Here is a 19,447-nt window from a genome sequence, read left to right on the forward strand (position 1 = left end):
GACTATCGGGTTCGGGTGTGCAAGGCCGGCTCGACTTCTCGCTAGATCCAGCCGTTCCCCCAGGCGTGGAGGCGCCAGAAGTCGTAGGGCACCTCCATCCCCGTCCACAGCGGATAGAAGAACGCGGAGACCAGCACGGCCACGGCGAGGAAGACGACCACGACGCCCTGTCCGGACGCCCGGCGGTACACCGACGCGCCTGGTGGTCCCGCCACCTCTCGCAGCGCGAACATCAGCGCGAGCAGCATGAACGGCAGGATGGCGATCGTATAGAACTGGAAGATCGTGCGGTCCGGGTAGAGCAGCCATGGCACGTAGGTGATCGCGACGCCGGTGAGCACTGCGGCGTATCGCCAGTCGCGCGTGCGGACGAACCGGTACACGACGAAGAGCACCGCCGCCACGGCGGCGTACCAGATCAGGGGGTTCGGAACGCTCCATACGACCTGCACGCAGCCGCTGGAGGCGGCGCAGGCTCCCTCGCCGGCCGGTTCGCTGTGCCAGTACATCGCGGTCGGCCGCAGGAGCAGTGGCCACTGCCACGCCGGGCTCGCATACGCGTGCTCGGTCCTCAGGCCGACATGGAAGTTGTAGATCGCCTCGTGATACTTCCACAGGGATACCAAGGGGTTCGCGTCCACGGTGCGGTCGTAGCCGCCCGCCGTCACCAGCCACCCGGTCCACGAGGCAACGTACACGAGCGCCGCGACCGGAACGAGCAGCAGGAAGGTGACGGGCCCCTGGCGCAGAACGGCGTCCCACGGCCAATACGCCACGCCGGCCCGCCGGCGGGCCAGCGCGTCGGTCACGACGAGATAGATGCCGAGTCCCGCGAGTGCGTACAGCCCGGACCACTTGACGGCCGTGGCCGCTCCCAGCGCGACGCCGGCCGCCACGATCCAGGGGCGGTTCCAGAGCACCGGCCCCCAGCGGAGCTCTCGCAGGGAATCGTCATCCGACAAGCGGGTCAGCTCCTGGACGGACGCCTGAGACCGCTCGTGGTCGATCAGCACGAACCAGAACGCCACGAGCACGAACACCATGAGCGACGTGTCGAGCAGGGTCACCCGGCTGAGCACGATGGCGAGCCCGTCGATCGCCATCAGGAAGGCGGCGATCCCGGCGAAGAGGATGGATCCGCTCAGGCGCTTAGCCACCAGGTACAGCACCAGCACAGCCGCCGTGCCCACGAGCGCGGTAGCGATGCGCCACCCCCACCCGGAGCCGGGGCCGAATGCCATCAACCCGAGGGCGATGATCCATTTGCCGAGCGGCGGGTGGACCACGAAGCTGCCGTCGGTCGTGAACGCATCCGTGTCGCCGGCGAGGAAGCTCTCGTCGGCCTTGTCGGGCCAGGATGCCTCGTGACCCAGGTTGAGGAGCGTCCACGCGTCTTTGACGTAGTACGTCTCGTCGAAGACGAGGGCGTGCGGATGCCCGAGGTTCCAGATCCGCAGCACCCCGGCCAGGAGGGTGATCAGCGCGGGCACGAGCCAGCGCAGCAGCCGCCGCCTTCTCGGGTCGCCCAGCAGGGAGTCGCGCCACCGCTCCCACGCCGTCTCGCGCTCCTCCGGCAGGAGCGGCTCCGGCAGCTCCATCTCAGCGGTGGACGTCACGGGGTCAAGCCTAAGCTGGGGCCGTGATCATCCTCGCGGCGACGCCCATCGGCAACCTCGGTGACGCCTCGCCCCGCCTGGTGGCGGCACTCGAGGCCGCCGAGGTCATCGCGGCCGAGGACACGCGCACCACGCAGCGGCTGCTCTCGGGCCTGGGTGTGGTCAACCGTCCCCGCATGATCGCGCTGCACGATCACAACGAGAAGGAGAAGGCGGGGGAGCTCGTCGAGCTCGCCGAGACCACGGATGTCGTGGTGCTCAGCGACGCCGGCATGCCGACCGTCAGCGACCCTGGTTTCGGGGTCGTCGCGGCCGCCGCCGAGCGAGGCGTCGCCGTCACCGTCATCCCCGGTCCTAGCGCGGTGATCACGGCGCTCGCCGTGTCCGGCCTGCCCACCGATCGATTCACGTTCGAAGGATTCCTGCCTCGCAAGCCCGCGGAGCGCCGGTCGACGCTCCGCGCGCTCGCGCGCGAGCCCCGCACGATGGTCTTCTTCGAATCGTCGGCTCGGCTCGCGGCATCGCTCGCCGACATGGCGGCGGCTCTCGGCGCCGACCGCCGCGTCGCCGTCTGCCGGGAACTCACGAAGTTCTACGAGGAGGTGCGGCGGGGCAGCGCGGCCGAGCTCGTGGCCTGGGCGGAGGGTGGCGTGAGGGGTGAGATATGCATCGTGGTGGAGGGTGCCGTGGCCGTGCAGGTCGACTTCCCCGACGCCGTCACGCACGTGCGAGAGCTCGTCGCCGGCGGCACGCGACTGAAGGATGCCTCCACCGAGGTCGCGAAGCAGACGGGCCACCCGAGCCGCGAGCTCTACCAGGCGGCCCTCGCCCCGACCCCACCGATCCGCGACCGCACCGGTCCCTGAGCCTGTCGAAGGGTCGCCGCAGGAAGTGTGACGCTGTCACACGTCGGAGGCCCCGCATCCGCCCGCCGTAGACTCGAAGGTATGCCCAACGGCGAATCCTTCTACATCACGACGCCGATCTACTACCCGAGCGACGTCCCCCACATCGGCCACGGCTACACCACCGTGGCCGTCGACACGCTTGCCCGCTGGCACCGCCAGGCGGGCGATGACACCTGGATGCTGACGGGGACCGACGAGCACGGCCAGAAGATGATCCGGGCCGCGGCCGCCAACGGCGCCACGCCGCAGGAGTGGGTGGACCGGCTGGTGGCCGACTCGTGGCATCCGGTGCTGAAGACCCTCAACATCGCGAACGACGACTTCATCCGCACGACGCAGCCGCGCCACGAGGAGCGCGTGCGCGCATTCGTCCAGGCGATCTATGACCGCGGCTACATCTACGCCGGGGAATATGAGGCGCTGTACTGCGTCGGCTGCGAGGAGTTCAAGCCCGAAAGCGAGATCGTCGACGGCACTGGACCCTTCGAGGGCCTCAAGGTGTGCGCCATCCACTCGAAGCCGCTCGAGCTGCTGCAGGAGAAGAACTACTTCTTCAAGCTCAGCGAGTTCCAGGATCGCCTGCTCGAGCTCTACCGCGACCGGCCCGACTTCGTCCAGCCGGAGTCGGCCCGCAACGAGGTCGTCTCGTTCGTATCCCAGGGGCTCAAAGACCTCTCGATCTCGCGGTCGACGTTCGACTGGGGCATCACCGTCCCGTGGGACGAGTCGCACGTCATCTACGTCTGGATCGACGCCCTGCTCAATTACGCGACGGCGGTCGGCTACGGTTCCGATCCCGAGCAGTTCGAGCGGCGGTGGCCCGCCGTCCACGTCGTCGGCAAGGACATCCTGCGCTTTCACGCGGTGATCTGGCCCGCCATGCTGATGGCCGCCGGGCTCGAGGTGCCACGCAGGGTGTTCGCCCACGGCTGGCTTCTCGTCGGCGGGGAGAAGATGTCGAAGTCGAAGCTGACGGGCATCGCCCCGTCCGAGATCACCGACGTCTTCGGCTCCGATGCCTACCGCTTCTACTTCCTCTCGGCCATCGCATTCGGGCAGGACGGCTCGTTCTCGTGGGAAGACCTCTCCGCGCGGTATCAGGCGGAGCTCGCGAACGGCTTCGGCAATCTCGCGTCGCGCACGGTGGCGATGATCGAGCGCTACTTCGAGGGGATTGTTCCTCCGGCGGGGCAGTTCACCGAGCGGGACCTGGAGATCCAGAAGATCGTCGCGGATGCCGCTGCCGGGGCCGACGCCGCGATCGAGCGTTTCGCGATCCAGGACGCGATCGCGCAGATCTGGACGGTCGTCGATGCCCTGAACGGCTACATCACCGAGAACGAGCCGTGGGCGCTGGCGAAGGACGACAGCCAGCGGGAACGACTCGGCACCGTGCTGTACACCTGCGCCGACGGCCTGCGTGCGCTCGCCGTGCTGCTGTCGCCGGTGATGCCGGTCGCCACCGAGAAGCTCTGGATCGCCCTCGGTGCCGCTGAGTCGCTCGGCCGGCTCCAGCAGCAGCCGATTCGAGAGGCCGGCGGTTGGGGGCTGCTCCGCCCCGGCACGAGCGTGAACGGCCTCGCGCCGCTGTTCCCGCGTGTCGAAGCCACGAACTGACCTTGGTTGCCGAAGGGACGCAACACGCCGGATGGAGCGCGGAATGGCCGCAGTTTGCGTCCCTTCGCGCAAGGTGGATGGGGAGAACACGTGAGTGATCCGAGCCAGTACGTTCGCGAGCGCTCCAAGGAGGGGCGCAAGGAACTGCGCTACCCCGCCGCACCGGTGCCTCTCGCGGTGCCCGTGTACGACAATCACGCGCACCTCGAGATCGCCGACGGCGACGAGCCGCTGAGCCTGGGGGAGCAGCTGGACCGCGCCCTCGCGGTGGGTGTGCACGGCGTGGTGCAGGCGGGCGGCGACATCGAGTCCTCCCGCTGGTCCGCGGATGCCGCTGCATCCCACCCCCGCGTGCTCGCCGCCGTCGCCATCCATCCCAACGAGGCGCCCGCGTACGCCGAGGCGGGCGAGCTCGGGGACGCGATCGCCGTGATCGACGAGCTCGCCGCGCAGCCGCGCGTGCGCGCGATCGGCGAGACGGGCCTGGACTTCTTCCGCACCGGCGAAGAGGGTCTTCCGGCTCAGTTCGAGAGCTTCGAGGCGCACATCGCGCTGGCCAAGAAGCACGCTCTGGCGATGCAGATCCACGACCGCGACGCGCATGACGCCGTACTCGAGACCCTCACCCGCGTCGGCGCTCCCGAGCGCACCGTGTTCCACTGCTTCAGCGGCGATGCGGCGATGGCGCTCACCTGCGCGGAGGAGGGGTACTACCTCTCCTTCGCCGGCAACGTGACGTTCAAGAACGCGCAGAATCTTCGCGATGCGCTCAAAGTCACCTCGCGGGAGCGCATCCTGGTGGAGACGGACGCGCCGTTCCTCACGCCAGAGCCGACACGGGGGCGCCCGAACGCCCCGTATCTGATCCCGCACACGGTGCGCTTCCTGGCGCGCGAACTCGATGTCGAGCTCGACGAGCTCTGCGCCCAGCTGGCGGCGAACACGCTCGCCGTTTACGGCGCCTTCGAGGATTGAGCCGCTACGTGACGACCGGGTCCTGTTCGGACATGGACTCCAGGGTGCGCCCCTTCGTCTCCTTCACGAACCTGATCACGAAGAAGATCGCGACGAAGGCGAAGAAGGTGTACACGCCGTAGGCGACGCCGAGCCCGAGTGCCGCCAGCGACGGGAACGTCGTCGAGATGATGAAGTTCGCGACCCACTGGGCCGCGGCGGCGACCGAGAGGGCGACCGCGCGGATGCGGTTGCTGAACATCTCGCCGAGCAGCACCCACACGACCGGACCCCACGAGGCACCGAAGAAGACGACGTAGAGGTTCGCCGCGATGAGCGCTATCGGCCCCGCGGCGCCCTGAAGGTCGGGTTGCATCACGCCACCCCCGACGTCGACGAGCGGAGCGGTGGCGAAGATGAAGCACAGCGTTCCGAGGCAGATGAACTGCCCGATCGCTCCGATGAAGAGGAGGGGCCGGCGGCCCACCTTGTCGATCAGCAGGATCGCGATGACGGTCGTGACGATGTTCGTCACCGACGTGATGACCGTGATCGTCAGTGAGTCGGACTCGGTGAAGCCGACGGCCTGCCACAGCACGCTCGAGTAGTAGAAGATCACGTTGATGCCGGTGAACTGCTGCAGCACCGACAGCCCGATGCCGACCCAGACGATCGGCAGCAGGCCGAATTTCGGGCCCCGAAGGATTTTCACGCTGACGCGATCCGGCTTACCCTCCACGGTCTTCAGGATGTCGGTCGTGGTCTTCTCGACGTTGCCGCCGACGTAGCGCGTCAGCACTTCCTTCGCCTTGAGCATGTTGCCCTTGGCGATCAGGAAGCGCGGCGACTCCGGGATCGTCAGGGCGAGCCCGCCGTAGATCACCGCCGGCACAAGGGCCGACAGGAACATCCAGCGCCACGCCTCCAGATTGAGCAGCCACGGTGCCGTCGCCGTGCCGGCCGCCGCGACGATGCCGGCATCCGTCAGCAGCGCGACGAAGATGCCGGTGACGATGGCGAGCTGCTGCAGGGAGCCGAGCCGCCCGCGGAACGCCGGCGGCGACACCTCGGCGATGTACGCGGGCGCGATCACCGATGCGGCGCCGATGCCCAGACCGCCGACGATGCGCCAGATCGTCAGATCCCAGATGCTGAAGGCGAGACCCGAGCCGATCGAGCTGATGATGAACAGCGCCGAGGCGATCAGCATGACGCGGATGCGTCCATAGCGATCGGCGATGCGTCCCGCGTACCACGCGCCGACGGCGCAGCCGAGCAGGGCGGAGGCCACCGCGAAGCCGAGCAGCACGGGCCCCGCGTCGAACTGTTCGCCGATGGCGGAGACCGCGCCGTTGATGACGGCGGTGTCGTAGCCGAAGAGGAACCCTCCGAGTGCGGCGGTGGCAGAGACCAGGATCACACGCCCGATGGGGACCGTGACCTCCGAAGACGGTGCCGGTGACGATGTCATGCGGTCCTCCTTATCGCGAAACGCAGGAGTTGCGTGTGCGGCACATACTTCCCACGGGGCACGAGCATGTCAACCCACTCGAGCATCGCCGCGGCGCCGCGGGCAGGGCAGGCGGGGTCACGGGGGACCGCCTCCGATACGATGAACCGGGCCGTCCGGAGGCGGCCGATCGCGCGCCTGGCCGCGCAGCAACAGGGATCGAGGGCTGATGGCGGTGACCCTGCTCGGCGCGTCGGAGATCCGACGCCTCGCGGCGCTCCTCGATGTCACCCCGACCAAGAAGCTCGGGCAGAACTTCGTCGTCGACGCGAACACCGTGCGGCGCATCGTCCAGGTCGCGGGCGTTCGCCCCGGCGAGAGCGTCGTCGAGGTGGGACCGGGACTGGGCTCGCTGACCCTCGCGATCCTCGAGACCGGGGCATCCGTCACCGCCGTCGAGATCGACCACCGCCTCGCCGAGCGCCTGCCCCGCACCGCTGCGGCGCACGGCGTAGCACCGGACGCGCTGCGGGTGCTGGATGCCGACGCCCTGCGCGTGACCGAGCTGCCGGGCGAGCCGACGGTGCTGGTGGCGAACCTTCCCTACAACGTCTCGGTGCCGGTGCTCCTGCACTTCCTCGAGCACTTCCCGTCGCTGCAGCGCGGAGTCGTCATGGTGCAGGCGGAGGTGGGGGAGCGGCTGGCCGCTTCGCCCGGGTCCAAGACGTACGGGGCGCCCAGCATAAAGGCAGCCTGGTACGGCCAGTGGCGGTTGGCCGGCAACGTCTCGCGCCAGGTCTTCTGGCCCGTGCCGAACGTCGACAGCGTGCTCGTCGCGTTCGAGCGGGCCGCCGCTCCGCTCGGATCCGAGAAGGAGCGGAGGCGCACCTTCGCGATCGTGGATGCCGCGTTCCAGCAGCGTCGCAAGATGCTGAGGCAGGCGCTGGCGGGTGTGCTGGGCGGCAGCGCCGCCGAGGCATCCGCGGTTCTCGAGGCGGCGGGGATCGCACCGACGGCGCGCGGGGAGGAGCTCGGCGCGCGGGAGTTCCTCGCCATCGCGCAGGAATTGCCGGATGCCGCCGGGCCCGCCGTTCCCGGCCTCTGACGGCGTCGATCAGCGAATTCGCGGCCTGTTCACCCCGTGTTCCCGAAACACGCCGGTAACATTTCGGCGTGACCTTGCGCCAGGCAGAGCACCCGCGACCCGACCGCGTGCTGCTGCACATCAGCGACACGCACCTGCGAGACGCCGGTGGACGACTGTACGACCGCGTCGATTCGGAGGCCTATCTTCGTCGCACGATCGCGGGCATCGACGCGTCCGGGGTGCGGCCGCACGCCCTCGTCTTCACCGGTGACCTTGCCGATCTCGGAGAGGCGGCCGCTTACGACGCCCTGCGCGCACTCGTCGAGCCCCTCGCCGAACGCCTGGGGGCTCGTCTGTTCTGGGTGATGGGAAACCACGACGACCGCGCCGCTTTCCGCCGTGCGCTGCTGAACGAGCCGGCGATCGACGAGGCCTACGCCCCCATCGACCGCATCGAGGAGATGGATGGTCTCCGCATCATCACCCTCGACACGAGCGTGCCCGGGTCCCACCACGGCGAACTGAGCGATGCACAGCTCGCCTGGCTCGGGGAACAGCTCGCGGTGCCGGCCCCCTACGGCACCATCCTGGCGATGCACCACCCGCCGGTGCCGTGCGTGCTCGACCTGGCCGCCACCGTCGAGCTGCGCGACCAGTCACGCCTCGCCGCCGTGCTTCGGGGCACCGATGTGCGCACGATCCTCGCGGGGCACCTGCACTACTCGACGTTCGCCACCTTCGCGGGGATCCCGGTGTCGGTCGCGTCGGCCACCTGCTACACCCAGGACCTCACCGTGCCGCAGGGCGGCACCCGCGGACGCGACGGCGCGCAGGCCTACAACCTGGTGCACGTCTACGACGACACCATCGTCCACTCCGTCGTGCCGGTGGACGTGGCGGGCGAGCTCGACTTCGTGGATGCCGCGGAGACGCGGCGCCGCCTCGACCACGCCGGCATCCGCATCCTGCCCTCGCTCAGCTCCGCGCTGCGGAGCGACCCGCCGACGGCGCCCATCCCGGTGCTGCGCTGAGGCGACCGGGCGCCGTATCGGCCACGACGCCGGTGAGCTCGGCTGCTTCGAGCTCCCACGGAGCGCGGATCGGGTAGTACCGCTCGAGCGTCGCCCGGAGCACGGGCACCCGCACCTCTTCGGGGATCTCCGGCGTGCTGCCGTCGTTGAGGCAGAACATGTCGACGTTCCGGCGCTCGAGCAGCTTCTCCATCTGTCCGAGCGACTCGCGCAGCGTGGTCTGGATGTACTGCACCCGGGGCTGTGTCGTGGGCAGCGCGCGGCCGGTCAGGAGGGCGTAGTAGTGGTAGAGGCTGTTGGTCACCGAGATGTCGGTCGCAGAGCGGAAGCGCGACGCGGCGGTGCGGGCGTAGTCATCCGCGAACTCCCGTTCGAGCTCGGCGGCGACGCTCCGGCGCATCGGCGCCGCGCAGTGCTGCAGGTCGCGCGTGATGATGCGACCGAACCGTTGCCGTAGCAGGTTCCTGTTCACGCGGAGACCGTTGTCGTGGCCGCTGCGGTGCAGCCGCGCCGGGCCGACGCCGATGCGGACGGGCGCCTCGACGAAGGTGCTGAGCCCGCCGGAGGTGAAGAAGAGCTCGGGAGTCACCGGCCGGCCGAAGAACATGTCGTCGTTGGAGTAGAGGAAGTGCTCCGCGAGCCCGTCGATGCGGTGCAGCTGGCTCTCCACGGCGTGCGAGTTGTGCGTGGGAAGCACGGTGGGGTCGGCGAAGAACTCCTCGCTGCGCACGACCGTCACCTTCGGGTGATCCGCCAGCCAGGCCGGTCGCTCCGAGTCCGTGGCGATGAAGATGCGCCGCACCCACGGGGCGTACATGTGCACGCTGCGCAGGGCGTAGCGGAGCTCATCGACATGGCGATAACGCGTGTCCCCGTCATCCCCCTCGCCGACGACGTACTCCTGCATCTGAAGCGCGCGCTGGCGCTGGAACTCACTGGAGGAGCCGTCGACCCACGAGAACACCATGTCGATGTCGTCGGTCACCTCGCGCGGGTGGCGGTCGAACATGCCCTCCAGGGCGCGCCAGGTGCGCCCGTACCGCTCGACCGTCGTGAATGCGAGATCCTGGGTCGCGATGATCCGCCGGGTCAGGGCATTGGCGCGCGGTGCCTCGACCGTCTTGCCGCCGAACCGCCAGAATTCGAGCCGAACGCCGAACTCGGCGCCGTAGCGCAGGGATCCGTTGCGGCTCACCCGGGGCCGGAAGAGCGTCACCGCCGAGACCACGGGGTCGGGGGCGGCCATCTCGAAGAGCGGCTCGGGGCCGGTCTGGCGCACCTTCGCGTAGAACGGCTCGGTCGCCGCGGATGCCGCGAGCGCGTCGATCGCGAGCGCCCGGAGCGCCCCGTCCACCACGATCACGGGACGCAGCCGCTCATCGCGGACGAGCGTCAGGGCGACCCCGGCGCGCTCGAGCACATCCGCCACGAATTCCAGATCCGCCTGCATCGCGTTCTCGGGGGTGACATCGTCGTGCACGAGGCGCAGGAAGCCGTCCTCGAGGATGACGTCGTCCCGTGACATCAGGGCGGCCCAGGGGTGCGTCGTGGCCGGCAGTGCCGAGAGCTCTGTCAATGCGACCTCTTTCCGTGCGCGCGTGTTCGTCACCGTCATCGCGTCTTCGATGAGGTCGAGCCCCGGGCGGGCGAGTGCCCGAGGAGAAGCGAGCAATACTCGACTCTACGCCGCGACCGTTTCCGGCACGTTTCCGCGCACGGGCAATAGGCTCGAAGAGTGACCGACGCCCCGCGCTTCCGCCCCGATGTCTCCGAACTCCACCGCCCTTACACCGCCGCTGCCGATCGCTACGCGTCGACCGCATACCGACAGGTAGGCTCCTCGGGGCTCTACCTTCCGCCCATCTCCCTCGGGCTGTGGTGGAACTTCGGCGACAACATCCCGTTCGACCGCCAGCGCTCCGTGCTGAGGCACGCGTTCGATGTGGGCATCACCCACTTCGACCTCGCGAACAACTACGGACCCCCGTACGGGTCTGCCGAGACGAACTTCGGCCGCATGATGCGCGAGGACTTCGCCCCGTACCGCGACGAGCTGATCCTCTCGTCGAAGGCCGGATACGACATGTGGCCGGGACCGTACGGCGACCTCGGATCGCGCAAGTACATCCTCGCGAGCGCGGAGCAGTCGCTGAAGCGCATGAGCGTCGACTACGTCGACATCTTCTACTCGCATCGCGTCGACCCGGTCACGCCCATCGAGGAGACCGTCGGCGCCCTCGACACCCTGGTGCGGCAAGGCAAGGCCCTGTACGTGGGCATCTCCTCGTACAGCGCGGAGCGGACGGCGGTCGCTGCGGCGGTGGCCCGATCGCTCGGCACGCTCCTCGTCATCCATCAGCCGTCGTACTCGATCCTGAACCGCTGGGTGGAGGACGGGCTGACGGGGGTGCTGAAGCAGGAGGGCATGGGCGCGATCGCGTTCACCCCGCTCGCACAGGGCCTCTTGACCGGGAAGTACCTCGATGACGGCACCGCGGAGCGGGCGCAGAAGCGCGGGTCGATCGGAGGCGAGCGGCTCTCCGCGGGCGCGCTGTCGGCGCTGCGCGGACTCAACGTGATCGCACAGGAGCGTGGGCAGACCCTCGCGCAGATGGCGATCCAGTGGGTGCTGCGCGACCCGGTGGTCACGTCCGCCCTGATCGGCGCCTCTCGACCGGAGCAGCTCGACGAGAACGTCGCCGCCCTCAACGGACCGGCCTTCGACATGGCCGAGATCGAGCAGATCGACGCCCTCTCGGAGTCCATCGACGTCGACCTGTGGGCCGAGTCGGCGAACGCCTGAACCGGGGTCCGACGTGACGCTCAGAGCGGCCATGGAGGGTGTGCACGTGCGCGCGCCGGGGAAGATCAACGTCTTCCTCGAGGTGGGCGACGTGCAGGACGACGGCTACCACGAGGTCGCCACGGCCTATCAGGCGGTGTCGGTCTTCGAGGACGTCTTCGCGACCGAGGCCGAGGACTTCACGATCTCGGTGACGGGATCGGTGGATGTCTCGGGCGTTCCGCTGGATGACCGCAACCTGGCGCTCCGCGCCGCCCGGCTGCTGGCGAAGGAGTCCGGCCACACGGGCGGTGTGCACCTCGACGTGCGCAAGGGCGTACCCGTGGCGGGCGGCATGGGGGGCGGGTCGGCGGATGCCGCGGCCGCGCTGGTCGCGTGCGACGCCCTGTGGGGGATCGAGGCATCGACGAGCCAGCTGCTGCAGCTCGCGGCGCAGCTGGGGGCCGACGTGCCCTTCTCGCTGATGGGCGGCACCGCCGTGGGGACGGGCCGGGGCGACCAGTTGAGCGCGGCGCTCGCGCGGGGTCGCTTCGACTGGGTGCTCGTCACGAGCGACGAGGGGATGTCGACGCCCGAGGTGTACGCCGGCCTCGACGCGCACCGCGCGAGAGTGGCCACCGACATCATGCCCGCTTCCCGCGCCCCGGTCGTCGCCTCGACGGTGCTGCAGGCGCTGCGCGCCGGCGACCCCGTGCTGCTCGCGGAGAGCCTGCGCAACGACCTTCAGGTGGCGACGCTGCAGCTGCGGCCGGCCCTCACCGACGTGCTCCTTCTCGGCGAGACCTCCGGCGCCCTGGCCGGACTCGTCTCTGGGTCGGGGCCCACCCTCGCGTTCCTCGCCGCGGACGAGGACGACGCGCTCGATCTTCGCATCACGCTGAGCGCCGCAGGATTCCATGCCCTCAATGTGCACGGTCCGGTGCCCGGCGCGCGCGTCGTGAACTGAGGACCCGGCCCGGCCCGCGGGCGGAGTGCTCGGGCGCAGGTCCGGGCGGCCTGATCGGTCCTGGTCCCGGTCGCCGAGCCTGTCGAGGCGTCGACCCTTCGACAGGCTCAGGGACCGGACGCGCACAGAACCCTCCGAGTCGCCGAGCCTGTCGAGGCGTCGACCCGAGCCCCGCGGTCCGCCGGACGCCCCGCGGGCGGGCACTCGGGCGCAGTTCCGGTTGGGCAAGGCCCGCCGGACCCCCCGCGGGCGGGCACTCGGGCGCAGTTTCGGGCCGCGGCGGTCTGCCGGACGCCCACCGGGCGGGCACTCGGGCGCAGTTTCGGGCCGCGGCGGTCTGCCGGACGCCCACACACCCGTGGGCGGTGCCGGTTCTGCGCCCGGGTGCTCGGGAGTCGGCCGGGCACCGCGCGCGCGGTCGGCGCGCCCCGACGGCGGCTCGGCCCGATGGCCGTTTGTTACGCCGCGCGGTGCGGACGGGCGCCGTCTTCGCCCATCCCGGCCCGGTGTCCCCGGGGTCTTATACGCTCGAAGGCCAGGGCGCAGCCGCGGCTGCACGAGGAGGACTCATGAAGGCAGTACTCGGTGACACCGTGATCGCGGAGGCGGATGATGCGGATCTCATCCTCATCGAAGGCAACAAGTACTTCCCGCCCTCGAGCGTGAAGGAGGGCGTGCTGGTCGAGAGCCCCACCCCCTACACCTGCCCATGGAAGGGCGAGTGCCAGTACTACACGGTTCAGGTCGGCGGTCAGCAGCTGGCAGACCGGGCGTGGGCCTACCCGACGCCTTATCCGACCGCCATCGAGCGGGTCGGCAAGGATTTCTCGGGGTACGTGGCGTTCTGGAAAGAAGTCGAGGTCGTCGCATAGTCGGCGACGGAGGCCAGGAGGGGACAGGTCGATGATCGAGTTCCGATCCGTCACGAAGGAGTTCCCCGACGGCACGCGCGCCGTCGAGGACTTCAGCCTCGTGCTGCCCTCGCGAAAGACGACGGTCTTCGTCGGCTCTTCCGGATGCGGCAAGACCACGCTGCTGCGCATGGTCAACCGGATGGTCGATCCGACCGGCGGAACCATCGAGATCGACGGAGAGGACGTGCTGGGACGCGACCCCGTCGCGCTGCGGCGCAGCATCGGCTACGTGATGCAGAACTCCGGTCTCATGCCGCACTTCACCGTGATCGACAACATTGCGACGGTCCCCGTGCTGAGCGGCGTTCCGAAGAAGAAGGCCCGCGAGCGGGCGATGGTGCTGCTCGACACCGTCGGCCTCGACCGGGCTTTCGCGACGCGGTATCCGAGCCAGCTCTCGGGCGGGCAGCAGCAGCGTGTGGGTGTGGCCCGCGGTCTCGCCGCCGACCCGAACATCCTGTTGATGGATGAGCCCTTCGGCGCCGTCGACCCCATCGTGCGCGCCGATCTGCAGCAGGAGCTCATCCGCCTGCAGCGTGAACTGGACAAGACGGTCGTCTTCGTGACCCACGACATCGACGAGGCGTTCCTCCTCGGCGACCAGGTCGTCATCCTGCAGAAGGGGGCGCGCATCGCGCAGGTCGGGTCCCCGAGCGAGATCATCGAGAACCCCGCCGACGACTTCGTGGCCAGCTTCATCGGCACCGACCGCGGCACGCGCGCGCTGACACTTAAGACGACGCAGCGCGGCACGGTGGTGGTCGACAGCGAGGGGCGCACGCAGGGAGCCATCGTGGGGGGCAGCCCGTGAACTGGATCCTCGACAATCTCCCTCTCATCGGCGCGCTGAGCGTCGAACACCTCCGGCAGAGCATCCCGCCGATCGTGCTCGGCTTCGTGCTGTCCGTGCCGCTCGGATGGCTGGCCTTCCGCTACCGGCGGGTGCGGGGATTCGTGCTCACGTCGACCGGTCTGCTCTACACCATCCCCTCCATCGCGCTGCTGGGGCTCCTTCCCGGAATCCTCGGCATCAGCGCGCTCAGTGAGTTGAACCTCACGATCGCGCTCACGATCTATGCCATCGCGATCATGGTCCGCTCCGTCACCGACGGTCTGGCGTCGGTCGACCCCGACATCCGGCAGGCCGCCACGGCGATGGGGATGGGGCCGGTCCGCCGGTTCTTCACCGTCGACTTCCCGCTCTCGGGTCCCGTGCTGCTCGCGGGACTGCGGGTCACGGCTGTCAGCACGATCGCACTCGCGACGGTCGGCATCTTCATCGGCGTGACCAACCTCGGCTATCTGTTCACGAACGGGTACCAGCGCCGGATCATCCCAGAGATCCTCGCCGGGGTCATCACGGTGATGCTGCTCGCGCTGATCGTCGATCTGATTCTGATGCTGGCCGGTCGTGCCCTCATGCCGTGGACCCGAAAGACGCGCACGCCGACACCGACGGCATCCACGGACGGCATCCCGACGGGTCGGCCTGTCGAGCCCGTCGCCGCGGGAGCCCGGACATGAACGTCTTCCTGCAGGCATTCGCCTGGATCTTCGCGCCCGAGCAGTGGACTGGCCCGTCCTCCATACCGATCGCCGTGCTCGTGCACCTCACGTACACGTTCGCGGCCATGCTCATCGCCGCGGTGATCGCCATCCCCGCCGGGTGGCTGATCGGCCACACGGGCCGCGGCCGGGAGATCGCCGTCGGCATCTCGGGCGCCGCGCGCGCCATTCCATCGTTCGGCCTGATCCTGCTGCTCGTGCTGCTCTTCGGGGTGCTGAACAAGCCCGAAGCCGCCATGACCGCGTTCGTGCTGCTGGCGATCCCGTCCATTCTGGCGGGGGCGTACACCGGGTTCGAGGCGATCGACCGCCGCGTCCTCGACGCTGCGAAGGCGATGGGCATGACGCCGTGGCAGGTGCTGTGGCGCGTCGAGGTGCCGCTCGGCCTGCCGCTGCTGGTGGGCGGACTGCGCTCGGCGACGCTCCAGGTCGTGGCGACCGTCACGCTGGCCGCGTACGTGAATCTGGGCGGCCTCGGACAGTACATCTTCCAGGGTCTCAACCTCCGTCGGTATGACGAGATCCTCGGGGGCGCCATCCTCGTGGCCGCGCTCGCCCTCGTGCTCGACGGCATCTTCGCCGTGCTCCAGCGCACGTCGGTCCCGACCGGCATCCGCATCGGGACATCCGATGCCCGATCCGCTCCGAAGAGGAGTTCGGCCGTTCGCACTCCCGCCACCGCTTCCCCCTGACCCGAATCAATCCCCACAGGAAGAGATAGTCATGTTCACAGCAAAGAAGTCCAAGCTCGCGCTGGGTGCGGCGGCCCTCGCGGGCTTCGCCCTCGTGGCCTCCGGCTGCGCATCCGCTGACCCGCTCGCGACCGACACCAGCGCCCCGGAGGGTGGCGGCGACACGATCGTCGTCGGCTCGCAGGCGTACTACTCCAACGAGATCATCGCCGAGATCTACGCCCAGGCGCTCGAGAACGCCGACTTCGACGTCGAGCGCCGGTTCAACATCGGTCAGCGCGACGCCTACATCCCCTCGCTCGAGAGCGGTGAGGTCACCCTCTTCCCGGAGTACACGGGCAACCTGCTGCAGTGGTACGACGAAGACACCGAGGCTCGCACGTCCGAGGACGTCTACGCGGCTCTCGCAGATGCGCTGCCCGAGGGCCTGACCGTTCTCGACCAGGCGACGGCGAGCGACCAGGACTCGTACACGGTCACCGCAGCCTTCGCCGAGGCCAATGGCTTGACGACCATCGCCGACCTCGCCGATGTCGGTGAGCCGCTCACCCTCGGCGGACCGCCGGAGCTCGAGGAGCGTCCGTACGGACCCACCGGCCTCAAGGAGACCTACGGTGTGGATGTCGCGTTCTCGGCGACGGGTGACACGACGGTCGAGGACCTGCTCGCGGGGACGATCCAGGTGGCGAACGTCTACACCGCCGACCCGCGGATCCAGACCGATGACCTCGTGGTGCTCGAGGATCCCGAGGGCCTCATCCTGGCATCGAACGTCGTGCCGCTGGTCAACGCCGACGTCGCCGATGAGATCGCGGACATCATCAACGCGGTGAGTGCGGCCCTGACGCCCGAGGCGCTGGTGTCCCTGAACGTGCAGAGCACGGTCGACCAGTTGTCGCCCGAGGAGATCGCCACGAAGTGGCTGAGCGAGAACGACCTCGGCTGATTTCACGAGAGCGTGAGAAGGGCGGTGGATGCGTCGGCATCCGCCGCCCTTTCCGCGTCGGCGTGCGTCGGCGGTCCGCGGGAGCTGCCAGACCGCGCCGAATCAGTCGAGCAGGGCGCCGACCTCGAGCCATCGCTCCTCGAGCGCCGCGACATCCGACTCGAGCGACTGCAGCTCGGCGTTCAGCCGTCCGACGCCCGGATAGTCCGACTGGTCGTGGGTGGCGAGATCGTCGTGCGCCGCGGTAATGCGCTTCGCCAGCTTGCTCAGCTGCCGCTCGATCGAGGACAGCTCCTTCTCCGCGTTGCGGCGGTCGGCGCCGGTGAGCCCGGATGCCGAGGCGGGCGCGGTCGAGGGCGCTGCGGGCGCCGACTCCTGAGCGGTGCGCGCGGCGGCACGGCGGCGCAGGTACTCGTCGACGCCGCCCGGCAGGTGCCGCAAGCGGCCGTTCTCGATGGCGTACTGCTGATCGGTGACGCGCTCGATGAGATAGCGGTCGTGCGACACGACGAGCAGGGTGCCGGGCCACGAGTCGAGCAGGTCTTCGAGCGCGGCGAGCATGTCGGTGTCGAGGTCGTTGGAGGGCTCGTCGAGGATCAGCACGTTCGGTTCGCCGAGCAGCACGAGAAGCAGCTGCAGGCGACGCTTCTGCCCGCCGGACAGGTCGCGCACCGGTGTCGAGAGCTCCGAGGAGCGGAAACCGAGGCGCTCGAGCAGCTGCGTCGGGGTGAGCTCCTTGCCGCCCGTGACGTACGACGTCTTCTGCAGGGAGAGCACGTCCCGCACCCGCTCGTTCGCGAACTGGTCGAGCTCGGTCAGGCGCTGGCTGAGCTGCGCGACCTGAACGGTCTTTCCGCGCTTGACCCGCCCGGACGTCGGTTCTATGGTTCCCGACACCAGTCCGAGCAGCGTCGACTTGCCGACCCCGTTGGGACCCAGGATGCCGGTGCGCTCGCCCGGCGCGATGCGCCACTCGACGTCCTTCAGCACGGTCACCGGGTTGCCGTCGCCCGCCGCCGCGCCCCCGCCCGCCGTGCCGCCCGCCGCCGCGGAGCCCGCGGCCCCTGCCCCGGCGGTCCCCGAGCCTGTCGAGGGGTAGGTGACCCCGGCATCCAGCAGGTCGACGACGTCTTTGCCCAGCCGCGCCGTGGCGAGCTTGGCCAGTTCCACGTTGTCGCGCGGCGGCGGCTCGTCCGCGATCAGCTGCGTGGCGGCGTCGATGCGGAACTTCGGCTTGGACGTGCGCGCCGGCGCGCCCCGTTGCAGCCAGGCCAGCTCCTTGCGCAGGATGTTGCGACGCTTGCTCTCGGCGACAGCCGACTGGCGCTGGCGCTCCACGCGCTGCAGAACATACGCCGCATAGCCGCCCTCGAAGGGGTCGACGGTGCCGTCGTGCACCTCCCACATGCGGGTGCAGACGGCATCGAGGAACCACCGGTCGTGCGTGACGAGGAGCAGCCCACCGGTACCGCGGGGCCACCGGGCGGCGAGGTGCTCCGCGAGCCAGGCGATGCCCTCCACGTCGAGGTGGTTCGTCGGTTCGTCCAGCGCCACGACATCCCACTCGCCGACGAGCAGACGCGCGAGGCCGACGCGCCGACGCTGCCCCCCGCTGAGGCCCGTCACGACCGTGTCGAGCGGCACATCGCGCAGCAGCCCGTCGAGGACGTCCCGCACGCGGGCATCGCCGAGCCACTCGTGCTCCGGCCGATCGCCCACGATAGCGTGCCGCACGGTCTCGTCCTCCGGCAGGTCGTCGTCCTGCGCGAGCATCCCGACGCGCACGCCGCCTCGCAGTGTCACGCGCCCCTCGTCGGGATCCATCCGGCCCGTCAGCACCTTCATGAGCGTCGATTTGCCGTCGCCGTTGCGGCCCACGATGCCGATGCGGTCGCCGCCGTCGATGCCGACCGTGACGTCGTCGAGGACGACTTTCGCGGGGAATTCGACGTGCAGATGCTCTCCGCCGAGGAGGTGGGCCATCCCTCCAGCTTAAGGCGCGCGTCAGCAAGCCGGGGGTGTGGGGCGGAGCCCCGCAAAGGGGCGCGCGTCAGCAAGCCGGGGGTGTGGGGCGGAGCCCCACAGAGGGGCGCGCGCCCGGATCCTCCTGCTCAGGCGTCGAAGCCGAGGCTGAGCTTGCGCAGCAGTCCGGCGAGACGCTCTCGATCCGAACGGGAGAGGGTTGCGAGCAGCACGGCCTCCGCGTCGACCAGGCGCGTGATGGCCGCATCGACGCGCAGGCGGCCGTCCGCCGTGAGGATGACGAGGATGCTGCGCCCGTCGTCCGGGTCGGCTTCCCGCCGCACGAGCCGGCGCGCGACCAGGCGATCGATGCGGTTCGTCATCGTGCCGCTCGAGACGAGCGTCTGCTGCAGCAGCTGCTTGGGGCTCAGCTGGAAAGGCTCGCCGGCGCGGCGAAGAGCCGACAGCACATCCCACTCCCACGGCTCGAGGTCGCTGCGGCGGAACGCCTCGCGGCGCGATCGATCGAGGTGGCGCGACAGCCGGTCCACCCGGGAGAGCACCTCCAGGGGCGAGAAGTCGAGGTCGGGGCGCTGCGCGCTCCACGCACCGACGATGCGGTCGACCTCGTCGGTCGGCCGAACGCGGTCTGCCTCGGCATCCGTCATGATCGGCACTCTATCGAAGCACCGGTCGGCTCCGGTCACAGGCGCTCTCGCGCCGGATGAAAGACGTCGGCAGCGTAACCGCCGTTCCGGTGCCGCCGGCGATGACCTCCAGCGGCAGGAAAACGAACACGGAGCGGGAAGCGCACGCGTGGCCGTCTGGCAGACTTGTCAGGCGGCCGCGCCATGCCCGGAGCGGCCCGTCATCCGCCGTGGTGTAATGGCAGCACGACAGCCTTTGGAGCTGTTAGGTCTAGGTTCGAATCCTGGCGGCGGAGCGTGACCGACAT

17 protein-coding genes and 1 tRNA gene are annotated in these 19,447 nt (G+C 69.5%); 13 read left to right on the forward strand and 5 right to left on the reverse strand.

Annotated features, from left to right (window positions below; translation table 11 throughout):
• Nucleotides 1-41 precede the first annotated feature (41 nt).
• The gene (locus ACLQ2Q_RS08710; protein WP_425820060.1) at nt 42-1,616 is read right to left on the reverse strand and encodes a dolichyl-phosphate-mannose--protein mannosyltransferase; all 1,575 of its coding nucleotides are present in this window, start codon (nt 1,614-1,616) and stop codon (nt 42-44) included.
• Nucleotides 1,617-1,639: 23 nt separating this feature from the next.
• On the opposite strand from ACLQ2Q_RS08710, the gene rsmI reads away from it, so the two are divergent.
• The 3 genes from rsmI (at nt 1,640) to ACLQ2Q_RS08725 (ending at nt 5,116) form a co-directional block, all read left to right on the forward strand.
• Nucleotides 1,640-2,482, forward strand: coding sequence for a 16S rRNA (cytidine(1402)-2'-O)-methyltransferase (gene rsmI, locus ACLQ2Q_RS08715; RefSeq protein ID WP_425820061.1), 843 nt, complete (start codon nt 1,640-1,642; stop codon nt 2,480-2,482).
• 81 nt (nt 2,483-2,563) lie between these two features.
• Nucleotides 2,564-4,141, forward strand: a complete 1,578-nt coding sequence (gene metG / locus ACLQ2Q_RS08720; RefSeq protein ID WP_425820062.1) for a methionine--tRNA ligase — start codon at nt 2,564-2,566, stop codon at nt 4,139-4,141.
• 90 nt (nt 4,142-4,231) lie between these two features.
• Nucleotides 4,232-5,116 (forward strand): TatD family hydrolase, encoded by an 885-nt coding sequence (locus ACLQ2Q_RS08725; RefSeq protein ID WP_425820063.1) that lies wholly within the window; start codon nt 4,232-4,234, stop codon nt 5,114-5,116.
• A 4-nt stretch (nt 5,117-5,120) separates the two neighbouring features.
• Here the strand turns inward: ACLQ2Q_RS08725 and ACLQ2Q_RS08730 are convergent, their stop codons facing one another.
• Complete coding sequence (locus ACLQ2Q_RS08730) at nt 5,121-6,566, reverse strand: sugar porter family MFS transporter (protein WP_425820064.1); 1,446 nt, start codon at nt 6,564-6,566, stop codon at nt 5,121-5,123.
• Between the two features lie 208 nt (nt 6,567-6,774).
• On the opposite strand from ACLQ2Q_RS08730, the gene rsmA reads away from it, so the two are divergent.
• Together rsmA and ACLQ2Q_RS08740 are read left to right on the forward strand one after the other, a co-directional pair.
• Complete coding sequence (gene rsmA / locus ACLQ2Q_RS08735; protein WP_425820065.1) at nt 6,775-7,650, forward strand: 16S rRNA (adenine(1518)-N(6)/adenine(1519)-N(6))-dimethyltransferase RsmA; 876 nt, start codon at nt 6,775-6,777, stop codon at nt 7,648-7,650.
• A 68-nt stretch (nt 7,651-7,718) separates the two neighbouring features.
• The gene (locus ACLQ2Q_RS08740; RefSeq protein WP_425820066.1) at nt 7,719-8,663 is read left to right on the forward strand and encodes a phosphodiesterase; all 945 of its coding nucleotides are present in this window, start codon (nt 7,719-7,721) and stop codon (nt 8,661-8,663) included.
• Here ACLQ2Q_RS08740 and ACLQ2Q_RS08745 read toward each other — a convergent pair.
• Nucleotides 8,608-10,239: a stealth conserved region 3 domain-containing protein gene (locus ACLQ2Q_RS08745; protein ID WP_425820559.1), complete on the reverse strand. Its 1,632-nt coding sequence runs from the start codon at nt 10,237-10,239 to the stop codon at nt 8,608-8,610. The two genes, ACLQ2Q_RS08740 and ACLQ2Q_RS08745, sit on opposite strands and share 56 nt — an antisense overlap.
• Nucleotides 10,240-10,398: 159 nt before the next feature.
• Between ACLQ2Q_RS08745 and mgrA the strand changes: the two genes are divergently transcribed.
• From mgrA to ACLQ2Q_RS08780, 7 genes are all read left to right on the forward strand, one after another.
• On the forward strand, nt 10,399-11,466 hold the full coding sequence (gene mgrA / locus ACLQ2Q_RS08750; protein WP_425820067.1) for an L-glyceraldehyde 3-phosphate reductase: 1,068 nt from the start codon (nt 10,399-10,401) through the stop codon (nt 11,464-11,466).
• A gap of 31 nt (nt 11,467-11,497) precedes the next feature.
• Entirely contained in the window at nt 11,498-12,412 is a 915-nt protein-coding gene (locus ACLQ2Q_RS08755) for a 4-(cytidine 5'-diphospho)-2-C-methyl-D-erythritol kinase (protein WP_425820560.1), read from the forward strand.
• A 569-nt stretch (nt 12,413-12,981) separates the two neighbouring features.
• The gene (locus ACLQ2Q_RS08760) at nt 12,982-13,284 is read left to right on the forward strand and encodes a DUF427 domain-containing protein (RefSeq protein WP_425820068.1); all 303 of its coding nucleotides are present in this window, start codon (nt 12,982-12,984) and stop codon (nt 13,282-13,284) included.
• Between the two features lie 31 nt (nt 13,285-13,315).
• Nucleotides 13,316-14,137, forward strand: a complete 822-nt coding sequence (locus ACLQ2Q_RS08765) for an ABC transporter ATP-binding protein (protein WP_425820069.1) — start codon at nt 13,316-13,318, stop codon at nt 14,135-14,137.
• On the forward strand, nt 14,134-14,850 hold the full coding sequence (locus tag ACLQ2Q_RS08770; protein ID WP_425820070.1) for an ABC transporter permease: 717 nt from the start codon (nt 14,134-14,136) through the stop codon (nt 14,848-14,850). The genes ACLQ2Q_RS08765 and ACLQ2Q_RS08770 overlap by 4 nt, the downstream gene beginning before the upstream one ends.
• Nucleotides 14,847-15,584, forward strand: a complete 738-nt coding sequence (locus ACLQ2Q_RS08775) for an ABC transporter permease (protein WP_425820071.1) — start codon at nt 14,847-14,849, stop codon at nt 15,582-15,584. Before ACLQ2Q_RS08770 ends, ACLQ2Q_RS08775 begins: the two co-directional genes overlap by 4 nt.
• Before the next feature lie 31 nt (nt 15,585-15,615).
• Nucleotides 15,616-16,530, forward strand: coding sequence for an ABC transporter substrate-binding protein (locus ACLQ2Q_RS08780; protein ID WP_425820072.1), 915 nt, complete (start codon nt 15,616-15,618; stop codon nt 16,528-16,530).
• A gap of 102 nt (nt 16,531-16,632) precedes the next feature.
• On the opposite strand, the gene ACLQ2Q_RS08785 is transcribed toward ACLQ2Q_RS08780, so the two are convergent.
• Both ACLQ2Q_RS08785 and ACLQ2Q_RS08790 read right to left on the reverse strand, forming a co-directional pair.
• The gene (locus ACLQ2Q_RS08785; RefSeq protein WP_425820073.1) at nt 16,633-18,513 is read right to left on the reverse strand and encodes an ABC-F family ATP-binding cassette domain-containing protein; all 1,881 of its coding nucleotides are present in this window, start codon (nt 18,511-18,513) and stop codon (nt 16,633-16,635) included.
• A gap of 128 nt (nt 18,514-18,641) precedes the next feature.
• Nucleotides 18,642-19,160, reverse strand: coding sequence for a MarR family winged helix-turn-helix transcriptional regulator (locus tag ACLQ2Q_RS08790; RefSeq protein WP_425820074.1), 519 nt, complete (start codon nt 19,158-19,160; stop codon nt 18,642-18,644).
• A 203-nt stretch (nt 19,161-19,363) separates the two neighbouring features.
• On the opposite strand from ACLQ2Q_RS08790, the gene ACLQ2Q_RS08795 reads away from it, so the two are divergent.
• A tRNA-Gln gene (locus ACLQ2Q_RS08795) sits at nt 19,364-19,435 on the forward strand.
• The last annotated feature ends 12 nt before the right edge of the window (nt 19,436-19,447 follow it).

Source organism: Microbacterium sp. DT81.1 (assembly GCF_049844955.1).
Lineage (GTDB): Bacteria > Actinomycetota > Actinomycetes > Actinomycetales > Microbacteriaceae > Microbacterium.

What these genes read in the sequence shown, in the direction of transcription:
- metG (WP_425820062.1), top strand. Translation starts at nt 2,564, where the DNA reads ATGCCCAACGGCGAATCCTTCTACATCACGACGCCGATCTACTACCCG.
- ACLQ2Q_RS08730 (WP_425820064.1), bottom strand. Translation starts at nt 6,566, where the DNA reads ATGACATCGTCACCGGCACCGTCTTCGGAGGTCACGGTCCCCATCGGG.
- rsmA (WP_425820065.1), top strand. Translation starts at nt 6,775, where the DNA reads ATGGCGGTGACCCTGCTCGGCGCGTCGGAGATCCGACGCCTCGCGGCG.
- ACLQ2Q_RS08755 (WP_425820560.1), top strand. Translation starts at nt 11,498, where the DNA reads ATGGAGGGTGTGCACGTGCGCGCGCCGGGGAAGATCAACGTCTTCCTC.
- ACLQ2Q_RS08760 (WP_425820068.1), top strand. Translation starts at nt 12,982, where the DNA reads ATGAAGGCAGTACTCGGTGACACCGTGATCGCGGAGGCGGATGATGCG.
- ACLQ2Q_RS08765 (WP_425820069.1), top strand. Translation starts at nt 13,316, where the DNA reads ATGATCGAGTTCCGATCCGTCACGAAGGAGTTCCCCGACGGCACGCGC.
- ACLQ2Q_RS08775 (WP_425820071.1), top strand. Translation starts at nt 14,847, where the DNA reads ATGAACGTCTTCCTGCAGGCATTCGCCTGGATCTTCGCGCCCGAGCAG.
- ACLQ2Q_RS08780 (WP_425820072.1), top strand. Translation starts at nt 15,616, where the DNA reads ATGTTCACAGCAAAGAAGTCCAAGCTCGCGCTGGGTGCGGCGGCCCTC.
- ACLQ2Q_RS08785 (WP_425820073.1), bottom strand. Translation starts at nt 18,513, where the DNA reads ATGGCCCACCTCCTCGGCGGAGAGCATCTGCACGTCGAATTCCCCGCG.
- ACLQ2Q_RS08790 (WP_425820074.1), bottom strand. Translation starts at nt 19,160, where the DNA reads ATGACGGATGCCGAGGCAGACCGCGTTCGGCCGACCGACGAGGTCGAC.